12 protein-coding genes are annotated in these 15,043 nt (G+C 51.0%); 8 read left to right on the forward strand and 4 right to left on the reverse strand.

All coding sequences use genetic code 11. The features are described 5' to 3' along the window. Positions 1-8 precede the first annotated feature (8 nt). A complete protein-coding gene (locus A3841_RS18000; protein ID WP_073854507.1) occupies positions 9-1,883 on the forward strand; it encodes an LTA synthase family protein in 1,875 nt (624 codons plus the stop codon). A 259-nt stretch (positions 1,884-2,142) separates the two neighbouring features. On the opposite strand, the gene A3841_RS18005 is transcribed toward A3841_RS18000, so the two are convergent. Beyond that, entirely contained in the window at positions 2,143-2,532 is a 390-nt protein-coding gene (locus A3841_RS18005; protein WP_083610422.1) for a type I restriction enzyme HsdR N-terminal domain-containing protein, read from the reverse strand. A gap of 150 nt (positions 2,533-2,682) precedes the next feature. On the opposite strand from A3841_RS18005, the gene A3841_RS18010 reads away from it, so the two are divergent. Both A3841_RS18010 and A3841_RS18015 read left to right on the forward strand, forming a co-directional pair. Beyond that, positions 2,683-3,456, forward strand: coding sequence for an AMP nucleosidase (locus A3841_RS18010; RefSeq protein ID WP_073854511.1), 774 nt, complete (start codon positions 2,683-2,685; stop codon positions 3,454-3,456). A gap of 8 nt (positions 3,457-3,464) precedes the next feature. Next, positions 3,465-5,126, forward strand: a complete 1,662-nt coding sequence (locus tag A3841_RS18015; protein WP_073854513.1) for an amidohydrolase — start codon at positions 3,465-3,467, stop codon at positions 5,124-5,126. 303 nt (positions 5,127-5,429) lie between these two features. On the opposite strand, the gene A3841_RS18020 is transcribed toward A3841_RS18015, so the two are convergent. From A3841_RS18020 to A3841_RS18030, 3 genes are read right to left on the reverse strand one after another with little or no spacing between them, the layout of a single operon-like run. After that, positions 5,430-6,764 (reverse strand): MFS transporter, encoded by a 1,335-nt coding sequence (locus A3841_RS18020; RefSeq protein WP_073854515.1) that lies wholly within the window; start codon positions 6,762-6,764, stop codon positions 5,430-5,432. Positions 6,765-6,822: 58 nt separating this feature from the next. Further along, positions 6,823-8,313, reverse strand: coding sequence for a hypothetical protein (locus A3841_RS18025; RefSeq protein ID WP_073854517.1), 1,491 nt, complete (start codon positions 8,311-8,313; stop codon positions 6,823-6,825). A gap of 13 nt (positions 8,314-8,326) precedes the next feature. Then, positions 8,327-9,808 (reverse strand): hypothetical protein, encoded by a 1,482-nt coding sequence (locus tag A3841_RS18030; RefSeq protein WP_073854956.1) that lies wholly within the window; start codon positions 9,806-9,808, stop codon positions 8,327-8,329. A gap of 343 nt (positions 9,809-10,151) precedes the next feature. Here A3841_RS18030 and A3841_RS20430 point away from each other — a divergent pair, with 343 nt between their 5' ends. The 5 genes from A3841_RS20430 (at position 10,152) to A3841_RS18050 (ending at position 14,899) form a co-directional block, all read left to right on the forward strand. Next, a complete protein-coding gene (locus tag A3841_RS20430) occupies positions 10,152-10,310 on the forward strand; it encodes a hypothetical protein (RefSeq protein ID WP_170866231.1) in 159 nt (52 codons plus the stop codon). Between the two features lie 160 nt (positions 10,311-10,470). Further along, positions 10,471-12,102 carry an ABC transporter substrate-binding protein gene (locus tag A3841_RS18035; RefSeq protein ID WP_073854958.1) on the forward strand — a complete coding sequence of 544 codons (1,632 nt, stop codon included), beginning with the start codon at positions 10,471-10,473 and terminating at the stop codon, positions 12,100-12,102. Positions 12,103-12,110: 8 nt separating this feature from the next. After that, positions 12,111-13,238, forward strand: coding sequence for an ABC transporter permease (locus A3841_RS18040; RefSeq protein WP_083610424.1), 1,128 nt, complete (start codon positions 12,111-12,113; stop codon positions 13,236-13,238). Then, positions 13,235-14,320: an ABC transporter permease gene (locus A3841_RS18045; protein WP_073854521.1), complete on the forward strand. Its 1,086-nt coding sequence runs from the start codon at positions 13,235-13,237 to the stop codon at positions 14,318-14,320. Before A3841_RS18040 ends, A3841_RS18045 begins: the two co-directional genes overlap by 4 nt. 312 nt (positions 14,321-14,632) lie before the next feature. Beyond that, positions 14,633-14,899, forward strand: a complete 267-nt coding sequence (locus tag A3841_RS18050) for a hypothetical protein (RefSeq protein WP_139308010.1) — start codon at positions 14,633-14,635, stop codon at positions 14,897-14,899. Positions 14,900-15,043: the final 144 nt, after the last annotated feature.

Genomic DNA, 15,043 nt, shown 5'->3' on the forward strand with positions numbered 1-15,043 from the left:
GAACTGAGATGTTCGATACAGCTTTTAAACTGATGCTGCGCCGCCTGGGCCTGCTGCTGGTGCTCTACACGCTGCTGCGTCTGCTTTTCTTCGTGTTCAACTACTCTGAGTTTGCCGAGGCCGGCGCGGGGGAGCTGCTGTTTGCCTTTGTGCACGGCCTGCGCTTCGACCTGGCGGCCATACTTGCCGTGAACGGCCTGTTCATCCTGCTCTCGCTGCTGCCTATAGGAAACACGCTGCACCCCACTTACCAGCGCGTGCTCGAGTGGGTGTTTATACTTGGCAACGCCCCGTTTATCGCCCTGGCCATTGTGGATGTGGAGTTCTTTAAATTTATCGGGCGCCGCACCAGCAACGAATTACTCTCCATCACCGGCGATATTGCCAGCCAGTTGGTGCAGTTGCTGGGCTATTACTGGTACCTGGCGCTAGGGTTTATACTTTTGGTAATCGGTTTGGCCAAAGCTTTCCCCAAAGCCCCTGCCCTGCCGGAGACGGCACCCAAGGTATGGCTGCGCAGTTTGCGCCTGGTGCTAGTGGCCGGGTTTGTGGTGCTGGGCATCCGGGGAGGCCTGCAACTGAAGCCGCTGCGCCCGAGCCATGCGTTTATACAGGAGCCGGCCGCGCTGGGCCACCTCACCCTCAACAGCCCCTTCACCTTTATTAAAGGGATCGGCAAAACCACGCTCGAGGAGAAACAATACTTTCAAACAGACGAGGAACTGCTGGCGGCACTGCAGTTCGATCCGCAAAAGTATGCCCGGCCGGAAGGGGCGCCGCTGAAAGAGAATGTGGTGATCATCATACTGGAAAGCTTCGCCGCAGAGTATGTGGGGGCGCTGAACAAGGGCCAGGGCTATACCCCGTTCCTGGACTCGCTAGCAAATGAGGGGGTCATGTTCCGGTATGCCTTCGCCAACGGGCGCAAATCCATCGAGTCGCTGCCCTCCATACTTGCCGGGGTTCCTTCCCTCATGCCGGAGCCCTTTATCACCTCCCCTTACCAGGCCAACAAGCTCTACGGGTTGGGTACGCTGCTGCAGGAGGCCGGCTACCAAACGGCGATGTTCCATGGGGCGGCTAACGGCTCGATGGGCTTCAACAATTTTGCCGCCCGCGTGGGGGTGCAGGCATACTATGGACTGGATGAGTACCCGGGGGAGCTGCGCAAGCAGGATTTCGACGGGCAGTGGGGCATTTTTGACGAGCCATACTTACAATATGTTTCGAGGGAGCTGACGGAATTTGAGCAGCCGTTTATGGCCACGCTTTTCACGCTGAGCTCACATCAGCCCTACACCATCCCCGACAAGTATAAAGGCCGATTTCCGAAGGGGGAGCTGGAGATACACGAGTCGATTGGCTATGCGGACCACGCGCTGCGGCAGTTCTTTAAAACGGCTTCGCAGCAGCCCTGGTACGAAAACACGCTGTTCATCCTTACCGCCGACCACACCCAGAAAAGTATAAACCCCGCCTATCAGAATGAGCTGGGCCATTTCCGGGTGCCGCTGCTGCTGTTCCATCCGGGTAAGGGGCTTAAAAGTATAAATCCTGCTAAAGTAGCCCAGCACGCCGATATCCAGGCCACGGTGATCGATTACCTGAACCTGCCAACCGACAAACTGCTGCCATTCGGGCAATCACTCTTAGATACCACAACTTCGGGGCGCGCCATACTTTTCAACGGTACGGCTAACCTGCTGGTAGATCCAGAGGTGGTAACCGAGCTGAACCAGCAGGATGCGCTCCGGTTTTATACTTTCCCCGATCTCGCTCCCACGGCCTCCCCTGCCCCGCAGTCCGCGCAGCTGCTAAAGGCGCAGGTGCAGTATTTCAGGAATGGCATGGTGGGCAACAGGCTATACTTCTGGAAGGAGTGAATAATTTGAATTTTGAATGAGTGATTGAGTGGATGAGTGAATGTCTTTTTCATTTTCCGATCAGCGGGAGGAAACTCTTTAAAATTCGGGGTAGATTTTACCTCCACTTGCCATCCCTGGTGACTTCAGATAGAGCCTTTCTTCATTTATACTTTATAAAGGTATAAAGTGGCCAGAGGTCATCTCATGACGCACACTCGCCAGAGGCGAGCGAGGGCAGAGCACTTCAGTAGCCCTATTCACTCATTCACTCAATCACTCATTCTAAATCATATCTTGGCACCTGGGCCAGCGGCTCAAACTTCCGGGTCTCGAAATCGACCTGCCAGCAGTAGTGCTGCAGGCCATTGGAGATGACGACATATTTTGCCTGTATCGTTTGGTTGTAGGTGGATACCTGCTTCACCACTTCCTGCGTAATAGGAACATGGGCGGCTTTGCACTCGAGCAGCAGGTGCGGCTTTCCCTCCTGGTTGTAAACACAAAGGTCCGTGCGCTTCTGCAGCTTGTTGTATGTGGTACCGCGCTCAATGCTGATCAGGCTTTTAGGGTAGCCCAGCGAATGGATGAGGTAATGCACGAAATGCTGGCGCACCCACTCCTCCGGCGTCAACACCACGTTTTTGCGACGAAGTATATCGAAAATCATGTAATTAGCACCTGATTTCGTAACTTTGTAATCAAAAGGAGGTAAATTGAGTGCATCCATGCTGCAATTTAGCCATTTTTCCCACGCTATCCGCCCCAGTAGCCCCTGCTGCCAAGGCGGTTTTTTTGTACCTAACTAATCACTAAACCCATGAAATCCAAAGAGGAAATCGTATCCGACTGGCTGCCCCGCTACACCGGTGTGCCGCTCGATGAGTTTGGGGAGTACATTCTGCTCACCAACTTTATAAACTACGTGCGCATGTTCGCCGACCGCTTCGGCGCCGAGATAAAAGGCCTGGACAAGCCGATGCAGACGGCCACGGCCAACAACATCACCATCATCAACTTTGGCATGGGCAGCGCCATGGCCGCCACCGTGATGGACCTGCTGTCTGCCATCAAGCCCAAAGCGGCCCTGTTCCTGGGTAAGTGCGGCGGCCTGAAAAGAAAGACGCAGATCGGCGACCTTATACTCCCGATCGCGGCCATCCGCGGCGAGGGTACTTCCGACGATTACCTGCCACCGGAGATCCCGGCCCTGCCTTCGTTCCGCCTGCAGCGCGCCGTTTCTTCCATGATCAAGAAGCACGAGATGGACTATTGGACCGGCACGGTATACACGACCAACCGCCGCGTGTGGGAGCACGACGATGACTTTAAGGATTACCTGCGCCAGATCCGCGCCATGGGCATCGACATGGAAACGGCCACGATCTTCACCGTGGGCTTTATTAACGAAATCCCCCACGGCGCCCTTTTGCTGGTATCCGATAATCCCATGATTCCGGAGGGTGTGAAGACATCGGAAAGCGACAAGCTAGTTACCACCAACTATGTGGAGAAGCACCTGAGCATTGGGATAGACTCGCTGCTGGAGCTCATCAACTCCGGGGAATCCGTTAAACACATGCGATTCGAATAAACCATACTATGACAAAACACCTACGCACCCTTTCCGCCGCCCTGCTGCTGGGCGGCACACTGCTGGGCAGCTGCACCAGCACCCAGACAGGCTCCGAGGCAGCCGACCTGGTCGTATACAACGGCAACGTGTATACGGTGAACGAGAACTTCGATAAGGCTGAGGCCTTTGCCGTGAAAGACGGTAAGATCCTGGCGGTGGGCACTTCGGAGGAAATCCGCGGCATGTATACCGCCGCCGAGGAGCTTGACGCCGAGGGAAAGACCATCTACCCGGGCTTCATCGACGCCCACGCCCACTTTTACAGCTATGGCCTATCGCTGCAATCGGCTGATCTGGTAGGTACGGAGTCGTTTGAGGAAGTGGTGCAGAAGGTGACGGAGCAGCGCGAGAAGTTCCCGGCCGCAGAGTGGATCATCGGCCGCGGCTGGGACCAGAATGACTGGCCTGTGAAGGAATTCCCGACCAAGGACACGCTGGACCTGCTCTTCCCCGACACGCCGGTGCTGCTGACCCGCATCGACGGGCATGCGGCCCTGGCCAACCAGAAAGCGCTGGATTTGGCCGGTGTTACACCGCAAACCAAAATGGTAGGTGGCCTGGTAGAGGTTGAAAACGGCAAGATGACCGGCATCCTGGTGGATAACGCCATTGATCGCGTATCATCGAAGATCCCGGCCCCAACGGAAGAGGAAAGCCGCGAGGCCCTGAAAATTGCGGAGGCCAACACCTTTGCCGTGGGTCTGACTACCGTGGATGATGCCGGCCTGGATAAAGCAACGGTGGACCTGATCGACGACATGCACCAGAAAGGTGAGCTGCAGATGCGCGTGTACGCCATGCTAACCCCATCCCAGGAGAACCAGGACCACTACTTTAAGAACGGCCCCTACAAAACCGACCGGCTGAACGTGCGCTCCTTCAAGATCTATTCCGACGGCGCGCTGGGTTCGAGGGGAGCCAGTTTGCTGAAGCCTTACGCCGACAAGCACAACCATTACGGCTTCTTGCTGGCCTCGGAGCAGGAGTTCTGCGACATCGCCGCCAAGCTGAACGAGCACGGCTTTCAGATGAACACACATGCCATCGGCGACTCTGCCAACCGCCTGCTGCTGGATATCTATGGTGAAGTGCTGGGTGGCGAGAACGATAAACGCTGGCGCATTGAGCACTCGCAGATCATCAACCCTGGCGACATGGCCAAGTTTGGCAAGTATAACATCATCCCATCGGTGCAGCCAACGCACGCCACCTCGGATATGTACTGGGCCGGTGACAGGCTGGGCAAGGAGCGCATCAAACACGCTTATCCGTTTAAGGAGCTGTTAGACCAAAACGGATACCTGGCGCTTGGCACCGATTTCCCGGTTGAAAGTATAAACCCGTTCTATACGTTTCACTCGGCCGTAGCCAGGCAGGATGCCAAGAGCTGGCCGGAAGGAGGCTTCCAGATGGAGAACGCCCTGAGCCGCGAAGAAGCCCTGCGCGGCATGACGATCTGGGCAGCCAAATCAAACTTTGAGGAACTGGAAAAAGGAAGTATAGAGCCCGGTAAATTTGCCGATTTTATACTTGTAGACCGCGACCTGATGACCGTAGAGCCAACGCAAATCCGCGACACGCAGGTGCTGCGCACATACCTGAATGGCAAATTGGTTTTTAAAAAGTAAGCCTGTTGAGTTAGAGATTTAGAGAGTCAGAAAGTTTGGGAGTTGGAGCATACTCGCTCTTTAAAAATGAAAGTCCGTTGGGGTTTATACTTCAGCGGATTTTTTGTTTGGTGGAGCAAGTATAAGTAAGGCTTAAGTAAAAGTCTATCTCAAGTATAAACGGCAAGTATAGCTCAGGAATAGATGTATAAACAGAGAAACTGTTTATACATCTATTCCTGAGCTATGACGATTTATACTTTAAAGTCTTTTGTCCTTTTTTTAATGCTCCTTTGTCTGGCTACTAAAGTATAAGTATAAAATCTACTGATTGCCGCTGATGGCATGGGCACTTTCCGGCTGAGCCTCCCGAAGCTTATTACTGCGCATCAGGAACAGGAAGAGCAGCCCCAGCGCAAAGAAGGTGATCAGCGCCAGGATGCTGTTGCGCATGGAGCCGGTCAGCTGCGTGATCAGGCCGTATGCCAGCGTACCCAGTACAATGGAGACCTTCTCGGTCACATCATAAAAGCTGAAGTAAGAGGCGTGGTCTTTGGTGCTGGCCGGTATCAGCTTGGAGTAGGTAGAGCGCGACAGCGACTGAATACCCCCCATCACGGAGCCCACCACAGCCGCCAGCGCATAGAACTGAAGCTGCCCGTGCGTAAAGTATGCGCCGATGCAAATGCCAATCCATATGCCTACCGCCACGATCAGCGCCTGCACGTTGCCATACTTTTCCGACAGCCTGGCAAAGGCATGGGCCCCGGCAATAGCCACCAATTGTATGATTAGGATGGTAATGATGAGCACATCACTTGGCAGCCGCAGCTCCACCTCCCCGAAGATAGCCGCCAGGTACATCACCGTCTGCACGCCCATGTTGTAGAAAAAGTAAGCCAGCAAGAATCGCTTCAGCAGCGGCAGGTCTCTTACCTGGTCCAGCACCTTCTTCAGCTCCTTAAAGCCATTCAGGATCCAGCTGCCTTTTGGTTTGCGCTGGTACACGTTTCCCGGCAGGTGGTAGAAAGTATATTGCGCAAAGCCCAGCCACCAGATACCCGTGCTCAGGAAGGCGATACGCGGCGGCAGTGAAGTATTATCAGCCGCTATACTAAACCATTGCGGCTGCATGATCATGGCCAGATTAAAAATCAGCAGGATTACGCTGCCGATGTACCCCATTGAGAAGCCTCGCGCACTCAGGCGGTCGTACCGGTCCTCAGTGGCGATCTCCGGCAGGTATGCATTATAGAACACGATACTCCCGCTAAAGCCAATGGTAGCCAGCACGAAAAGTATAACCGAAAGCGTAAACGTCTCGGCAGTGAAGAAGTATAAACCCGCGCAGGAAAGCGAGCCCAGGTAGCAGAACAGCTGCAGGAACAGCTTCTTGCGGCCACTGTAGTCGGCAATGGCGGTAAGGAAGGGGCTGAGGAAGGCGATGATTAGGAAGGCAGCCGAGATGGCATAGGTAAACAACACCGCGCTATCCAGCTCAAACCCCAGGAAATTAACCACGGAAGTTCCGTCTGGCCTCCTGGCCACCGCACTGAAGTATATAGGAAAAATAGTGGAAGTGATGACCAGTGAGTAGACCGAGTTGGCCCAGTCGTAGAAGCACCAGGCCCGGGTAACGGTGGGGTTATTTTTCTCCATCCCGAAAAGTACTAAAAATAACCCTTACCAGCATAGGCCTCGTACCGGCAAGACCGGCTTACCACCGCCCCTGCTGCCCCAGCAGCTGCAACACGTGCTCCCACAAGTGCTCATAGGGCACGATCTCCACCTCCGTGAAGGCGTCGCCGGGAAGGGGCGTGGCCTGCAGCTTCTCCAGCAGCACCTGTCCCTGCTCCCTGGCCTCCCGTGCGTTTTGCCTGGTCAGGGCCAGCAGCAGCAGGCGCATGAACAGGCGCGGGCGCTCGGCTTTTTCCCCTCTTAGGTACTTCTGCGTATATTTGCGCACCCGCTCGGCCTGCACCTCCAGGTCATCCAGCGCTCCCTCCGAGAGCTTCTCCAGCACGTCCAGCACCAGCAGCGCCAGGTTAAAGCCGGATTTGTCATTAGGAAGAATAAGGAGCTTAGCGGTAATCTCAAATGACAGGGCCTGCCGCCGCTCCCCCACCACTTGCTCTTCCAGAAACACAAAATAACGCCTATACAGCTCCCAACGTTCAATGCTGCTATCACTCAGCTTTCTAAGATGTTCGCCCTCAATAACATCTTTGAGCAGGTTTTCTGCCAGCTGGTATTGCTGATCATGTATCGCCAACAAAACGTAGTTCTCCATGAACCCGAACCAGTTTGCCGTATACTTTTCAAAGAGCTTGATATTCTTTTCAGCCAGTTCAAGCCCTCTTTCATACTGACGGCTTTGCAGCAAGGCGTATACTTCAATAAAGGCATTAAATTTTCTGTTATACCAACTGGTATTCACTTTCTTTTCTTTAACTAACCTCTCTGTAGTCGCAATAGCATTAACAACTTCAACATATTCTCCCTGTTGCTCCAGGTAAGCTATCTGAAGAATATGTCTCCAGAAAAAAATTTTAGAAGATTTTGATACCTTCCACAACTCCCACATTCGAGCCAAAGCAGCGGGGAAATCCTGCAAAACACTTAGCTTCTCTGAAGTTACTACTTTCAGTCCTCCTAACATTTTTTCATACAACCAGAACCCCTCGCGTTCAGAAACTTGCACTTCATAACATGCCAGTAATTCTTCCCTCCTTTTATCAAGTTCTCTTTTCTTCGATAGGTCCCTGTTAATACTGCATATCATTTCAAGGGCCAGTACCTTTATCTCATTATTTTCATACTTTGTTGCTAACACCATCGCTTGTTCTAGTACCTTCAAGGCAAGCTTAAGTTCAGAGCTAATCAACAGCGCCTGAGCCTCTGTTAGTAAGGAGAGACAGGTGTAATTCACCTTATTTGCACTGTAAAAGGCGTCAGGAGCGAAATCAAGAAAATATAAATGGTTGTAGAGCTTCCTCCGGAAGCGTGACTTCAGCATCCGATAACTGCCAGTAAGTTTTTCGCTCCCATAGAGGACCTTAGCAACAGCCTCATCAGAATCGACAGAATTATTCTTTAGCAGATGAAAAAGCTTGTATTCCAGTGTAGATTCATCCTGAAAATTAATTAATGGGGAGGATGCGGATGCGTTCTTATCAATTATCTTGACAAGTCTCTGTAATTCCTTCATGAAAGTAGAGATTCTATTGATACTTATTCTCTAATATAAAGAGGATATGATCCCAAAGGTGTTCGTAGGGCACTATCTCAATTTCTGCGAAAGCATCTCCTGGTGTTGGTGCCTCAACAAGCTTTTGATAGAGTTTCTGCCCTTTTGTCCTGCTAGACTTAGCGTCATAATCTTCTGTAACTGTGAGGATCAGAAGCTTGAGGAAGGTTTTACTGCGTAGGCTAAAAGTCTCTTTTAGGTGGGTAAGTATATATTTCTTTAGGCTTTCGATTCTGTAAAGTAATGCCTCAGTATCTTTTTTCTGAAGGTAATGAATAAACTGAAGTATTAGGATAGCTACGTTAAAGCCCTGTTTATCTTTACTATACTCAGGCAGGGAAAGCAGGAAAGGATTTATGCTGTTGTTAAAGTTCGCGACGGTACTATTTAAAAGTAAAAAATATGCCTGATAAAGAGTCCATCTTTCTTTTGCGGCACCCTGCTGCTTTTTGAATGATGGGTTATTAAACACTTTATGAAGCAGCGTCTCCACAAGAAGATAATTCCTAGTATAAAGAGCTAACAGAAAATAATTTTCCATGTATGCGAACCAGTTTGGATTATCTTCCTCGAAAGCATATAAAAATTCAGCGGCGTATTTTAGTCCGCGCTCAAGCTTTTTAGCCCTTAGGTGGGCATATACGAGGATATATTTATTAAAATCCGCATCAAACCTGATCTTATTTACTTGCCCTGCTTGTAATAACTCTTCGGAATGAACAGTTAAGTCAACAATGGAAGAGAAATCCCCCGTCATCTCGTGGTAAATAATATTCGCCTTATAGTATGCGTTAAATGTTTCATAGGATTTTGTTTTTTGCCAAAGCAACTTCAGCCTTACAAGATCTTCTTCAAAAGTTAACAGGTTGCCTCTTCTAGACTTTACAGACTTTTTTAATTGAATTCTAAGTAGTTGAAATAATGTAATTGCTTCTCTTTCGTATTTTTTTATATATAAATAATACTCTAACTCTTCTCTGGCAGAATTATATTTGGTCAGGTCGCCTTTGTCTGAAAAATTCGTCATTTCCAGTTCAAGAGCATCTATTAGATAGTTTATGTATTCGTAATCCTTGGCAATACTTTTTACCTTAGAAGTTAGGTTTAAAGCGATGTCCCGCTCATACAGCCGAAGCAATAGATGCGCGTGATGTAGAAGATGTATGCATTCCTGCTCCTTCTGATGTGCCTTTTTTAGCTTCTGTTTACTATAGTCGAAAAAGAACAAGTTATTGTATAGCTTCTTTTTTAATCTATGCTTTAGCATTTTATACTTCACATCATTTGGATGCGAGTTATATAAATCCTTAGAGGCGATGGCATCGTCGCTATACACATCAGTTAGAAGGTTTTGATACAGCATACCTTCTTTATTGTTTTTATTCGCTTGCGGGAAAAGCAGATTTACGTTATTATCGTCTGCTGTTATTCGTACTAAAGCTTTTATCTCCTCCATAAACAGTACAATCTCTACCAATAGTGGCTTATATTTATATTAAAGAAAAGAATAAGAAAAGTTACTGTTCATCAAAATCCTTCTTCTATGAAGAGTAAAATGATGTGTAATTTTGCATATCGAGAGGTAGGAAAGGTACAAAGAATCCTGTTACTTTTAACAGGGAAGTACATTACTTTTTTGTATAAACACTGCTCTATTACCTAATTAAGAAACTTATAACATAAATAGCTAATGCTATATGTAACAAATATAAGTTACTTTTAAATACGAACTTTCCTTTTTCAGGAATAGTTACTCCCTCATCTTTGCCTCATAATCTTTTAACCAAAACTTTTCAACCATGATATCAATCATCATCGCGCTTATCATTTCTTTAACCACAGGTGGCAGCGTAAATACCCAGCAGACAAACAGCACTACTACAACTACAACTTCTTCTGATACCCAGACTGTAACTGCCTTTGGTGGATCCGGCAACTGGACTGAAATTACACAGTAGTTAGCAGCTTCTTTCTAATTTTCCCTAACTTGCCTTTAAAAGCTTTTAGCCAAAAGGTAAGTACATGAGGAAAATTAACGTAGCATTAACCTGCTTCTTTCTATTACTTTTTACTTTCTGTAGCCAGCCGGAACGGGCGCCTGAAGAGGTGCGGGTGCGGATGGCAGTTGAACCGGAGACGCTGAGCCCTGTAAGCTACAGCAACGCCGGGGCACTACAGATCATTAACCTGCTGTTCCATAGTTTGCTGAGCGCCGACCTGGGCACAAATGAAATTATGCCATACCTGGCTAAGGACATGCCCACCGTTGTGCGAAATGACTCCACCACGCTTTTCACCTATGAAATAAGGGAAGAGGCGGAATGGACGAACGGCAGCCCTGTAACAGCCGAAGATGTAGCTTTCACGCTGAAAGTGGCTAAAGCGCCGCTATTGAACAACGAGAGTCTTAAACCGCAGCTCGAGTTCATACAGGATATCAGAATGGATGCAGCTAACCCGCGTCGCTTCACGTTTGTGTGCAGCGGGTATGCGCCCGAGATGGAATTGCTCACCGGCGATTTCTTTATACTTCCGGCCTATCTGTACGACCCTGAGAACCTACTGCAGCACATTGAGGTGGCAAACCTGAACGGAGATCTTTCCGAGCTGGAAAACGATGAGAAACTAAAAGCATTCGCAGCCAAATTCAACTCGCCTGATTACGGGCGCAACCCAAAACTGCTGCAAGGCAGTGGCGGCTATACGTTGGAGAACTGGGAAAACGGACAATACCTGACGCTGACGCGCAAAAAAGACTGGTGGGGGAACAACACATCTAACACACAACATCTGACAGCCATTCCACAGCGCGTCAGCTTTCAGGTAATCCCGGACATGACAACGGCCGTTCTTGCCCTTAAGAACCGGCAGTTGGATGTATTGGAGGGCATACCGGCAGCTGAGTTTGAGCAACTAAAGCAGCAAGACTCCTTTCTGAAAGATTACGCGCTGCACACGCCGGATGCGTACGAGTTTACGTATGCGGGCATCAATACCCGCCGGCCAAAGTTTGCTGACAAGCGCACACGGCAGGCGATTGCCCATCTCCTGGGCATTGAAAGCGTGATCAAGGTGTCGCAGCAGAACTATGCCACCCCTACGGTTGGCCCCATTCCGCCATCGGTTACCGATTTCTATAACACAAGCCTGAGGCCGTATACTTTTGATCCCGAAAAAGCGACGGAGCTACTAAAGGCAGCTGGCTGGGTAAAGGAAAACGGAGGCTGGCACAAGCACATCAACGGCAAGAAAGAGCAGCTCACGATTGAGGTGATCTACCGTGCAGGCAGCCACAGTTATGAGAATGCGGCCAGCATCCTGCAGCAGAATGCAGATCAGGTAGGGATACCGGTACAGGTGCTGGGAGTAGAAAGCAGCCTGCTGGCAAGCAAGTCCAGGCAGCACGACTTCGACTTATTCTTCCGCTCGCTGGGCGGCAACCCCTTTGCCTTTAACTTCAAGCCACTGCTTCACTCCAACTATGCCAAAGAAGGCGGGCTGAACTACACCGGCTTCGGCACGCCGGAGAGCGACCGGATTCTCGACAGGATCAGCAGCACCGTTACCTCCCGCGAGGAACAGGCGCGCCTGCTCAAACGCCTGCAGGAGATCATGTACGAGGAGGCAGCCTTTATCTCGATGTATTACACGAAGGAGCGCGTGGCCATCCACCGCCGTTTTGCAAACGCCAAGATCTCTGGTTTAAAGCCCAACTATGACGTTAGCGCCTTCACCCTAAAAGAGGACTAGCAAGCCTTATGGTCGTATACCTGCTCAGGAGAATGCTGCTGGCCATACCCACGCTTTGGCTGCTGGGAACGCTGGTGTTTCTGTTGAGCAGGATGCTACCCGGCTCGTTTGGGGAGGAGCGTTTTCTGAACCCGGAGGCCAGCTTCTACAGCCAAAGCAGCCAGGGCAGCCGCGAAGCAGCCTTCATAGAGTATCGTCAAAGAACCGGGCAACACCTGCCCCTCTTCTACTTCAGCTTCCCGCCTGTGTCGCAGCCAAACCCGCATCCCGAGGCCGCAGAAGAGCAACCCAGCCCATCCTCCTATTCATACTTGCTGCCGCAGTTTACCTGGAACGGCACCTCCAACCAGTATCACCGCTGGCTCTCAGGCATCCTCACCGGCGATTTCAGCACCTCGTACCGCACGGGCCAGCCTGTGCTGGAAATGATTTGGAACAGCATTGGCAACACCTTTTGGCTGCTTTTAGCGGCTATGGTGGTTACCCTCGCATTGGCGCTCGAACTGAGCATACTGATGGCTAAGAAACGGATGCAGTGGCTCAGGCGCCTGTTGCTCCCGTCTCTGTTCGTTGTGGATAGCATCCCGATGCTGGTGCTAGCCCTGCTGCTGCTCGTACTGCTTGCCAACCCGGATTTCCTGCAACTTTTCCCGGTGTACGGCATGGGGTATTATGTATCGGAGAGCCTGAGCATTTGGCAAGCGATGGGGCAGCGGATACAGTTCATGGCGCTGCCGCTCCTGGCCCTGGTGCTGGTTAACCTTCCCTATATCACCAACCAAGTCTACAGCTCACTAAAGGCGTCGCTGCAGGCCGCTTATACCCGTACGGCCAGGGCAAAAGGCTTACCGGAGCACCTGGTCATCCGCCGGCACGCGCTGCGCAACGCCTTGCTGCCACTCATTACCATTGTGTCGGACTTTTTCCCGGCGCTGGTGAGTGGCTCCATACTTGTGGAGACCATCTACGCCATACCCGGCATCGGCCGCCTGCTGATCGAGTCGGTTCTGGCGCGCGACTACCCGGTGCTGGTGGCGATCATACTGCTGGTGCTGGTGGTGCGCATAGTTGCCTATGCGCTGGCCGACACGGCCTACGCCTGGGCAGACCCCCGTATAAAGCGGAAACTGGCATGAGGCACATCTGGCAAAGTATAAAAAGCCTTTGGAGGAGCAAGTGGGGGTTCAAAACCGCCCTGCTATACCTGGCGCTGCTGCTCTTGCTGGCGCTGGTGCTTCCGTTGCTGCCTTTGCCGTACGCCCCGAACTACCTCGACCTGCGGCACCCCTTCCTGAGTCCCTTCACCGCAGCGGCTATGGCGTCGGGCCACCCGCTTGGCACCGATGGCCTGGGCCGCGACCTGCTGGCGAACGTGCTCTATGGCGCCCGCACCGCCTTCCTGATCAGCCTGCCGGTGATGCTAGGCGCTACCCTTATTGGTGTGGCTCTCGGAACCATGGCAGGATATTTCGGCAATGGCGGGCTTAAACAGCCATTACACAGGGTAATGTGCTGGGCTTTAGGTGTTCCTGCGCTGCTGTACTATGGCTTATACCTGCCTTTAAATTTTTCTAAATGGGATTTGGGGTACAGGCACGCAATGCTTTCCATGGTTCTGCTGCTGGGCCTGCTGATACTTCTATGGCTTGTCTCGACAGGATTGAAGCGCTGGTTCCCTTACTGGCGAAAAGCGGTAGCCCTTCCTGTAGACAAGGCAGTGATGCGGCTGACGGAGACGCTTACCAGCATTCCGCGCTTTGTGCTCATCCTGGTGCTGGCTTCCTTTATTCCTCCTTCCCTGCCCCTGCTCGTGCTGCTGCTGGTTTTTACCCTCTGGCCCGCCACCGCCCGGTTAGCACGCGCCGAAATGCTGCGCATCAGGCAGTTGCCATACTTTGAGGCGGCCCAAAGTATAGGTAACCGTCCGGCGCGGCTTATCTGGCGACATGCCTTGCCTAACCTGGCTGGTCCGGTGCTGATTGCATTTACGTTTGGATTGGGTGGGTTGCTGGCGCTGGAGTCTTCGCTCTCTTTCCTGAATATCGGTGTGCCGGCAACGTTGGTTAGCTGGGGCCGCACGATCTCCAGTATCCGGAGCAATACCGCGGCCTGGTGGCTGGTGGTGTTTCCCGGTGGTATGCTGAGCCTGACAGTTCTCGCGCTTTATACTTGCAGCTACTATTTAAGTCAGGTATTTAGCTCAAAATCCAGCCTCTGAAACGTTACCTTTTAACGTTTTTTCCTATCATAGCTACTGATCTTTCAAGGGGTATGGAATTGTAAACGCAACTCCTTTATCACGCCCCTTACGACTTCAACATACACTCTATCAGTATACTATAGGTATCTACAAGGTCAATAATTCAAGTATAGCTCCTGGAAGAGGCTTCTCGAAAAGGCTGTTTATACTTTACGCATCCTATTCAATATCGGAAATTAACATGTTACTCTTGCCGGTTAATATTCCTGTTTCTGGAGAGGGGGCATGCTTATACTTGTAGCGTGTTAGAACCCAAAACCCCATCGTCACATGAATTCGACATTAGCCCCTTCACCCAAGCGATTGGTTGAGCCTTGCCTGGTAAAGGCCGCGCTCTTACCAGGAAGTACAAGCTCTAAGGCTACCCTGCCAAATGATGAGCCTGCCGGCTTTGCAACCATCGACGGCAACATGATTACCTACCATGCCGGCTCCAGCGCAGTGAGCAGCGGCGCGGGTATCTTCATCGGAGACTACTTTGTAGGGCTTGCAGACAGCTACGATTCGGCAAGTATAACACCGTTCGTACGTTACTAGATTAGCATTCCAATTGGTGTAACCCTTATTACCCTTTAATTTAATAGATTTTGTTGGTTGTTTGTGTTTAGATTAGGCAAGCCCTGTAGTCTCCCCCACTACAGGGCTTTTGCTCGTTTAAGGGAGTTAAGGTAACTTTTCGTC

This window comes from Pontibacter flavimaris (genome assembly GCF_001907195.1).
GTDB lineage: Bacteria > Bacteroidota > Bacteroidia > Cytophagales > Hymenobacteraceae > Pontibacter > Pontibacter flavimaris.

Coding starts and splice junctions, on each gene's coding strand:
- A3841_RS18000 (WP_073854507.1), top strand. CDS start 9: ATGTTCGATACAGCTTTTAAACTGATGCTGCGCCGCCTGGGCCTGCTG.
- A3841_RS18005 (WP_083610422.1), bottom strand. CDS start 2,532: ATGATTTTCGATATACTTCGTCGCAAAAACGTGGTGTTGACGCCGGAG.
- A3841_RS18010 (WP_073854511.1), top strand. CDS start 2,683: ATGAAATCCAAAGAGGAAATCGTATCCGACTGGCTGCCCCGCTACACC.
- A3841_RS18015 (WP_073854513.1), top strand. CDS start 3,465: ATGACAAAACACCTACGCACCCTTTCCGCCGCCCTGCTGCTGGGCGGC.
- A3841_RS18020 (WP_073854515.1), bottom strand. CDS start 6,764: ATGGAGAAAAATAACCCCACCGTTACCCGGGCCTGGTGCTTCTACGAC.
- A3841_RS18025 (WP_073854517.1), bottom strand. CDS start 8,313: ATGAAGGAATTACAGAGACTTGTCAAGATAATTGATAAGAACGCATCC.
- A3841_RS18030 (WP_073854956.1), bottom strand. CDS start 9,808: ATGGAGGAGATAAAAGCTTTAGTACGAATAACAGCAGACGATAATAAC.
- A3841_RS20430 (WP_170866231.1), top strand. CDS start 10,152: ATGATATCAATCATCATCGCGCTTATCATTTCTTTAACCACAGGTGGC.
- A3841_RS18035 (WP_073854958.1), top strand. CDS start 10,471: ATGGCAGTTGAACCGGAGACGCTGAGCCCTGTAAGCTACAGCAACGCC.
- A3841_RS18040 (WP_083610424.1), top strand. CDS start 12,111: ATGGTCGTATACCTGCTCAGGAGAATGCTGCTGGCCATACCCACGCTT.
- A3841_RS18045 (WP_073854521.1), top strand. CDS start 13,235: ATGAGGCACATCTGGCAAAGTATAAAAAGCCTTTGGAGGAGCAAGTGG.
- A3841_RS18050 (WP_139308010.1), top strand. CDS start 14,633: ATGAATTCGACATTAGCCCCTTCACCCAAGCGATTGGTTGAGCCTTGC.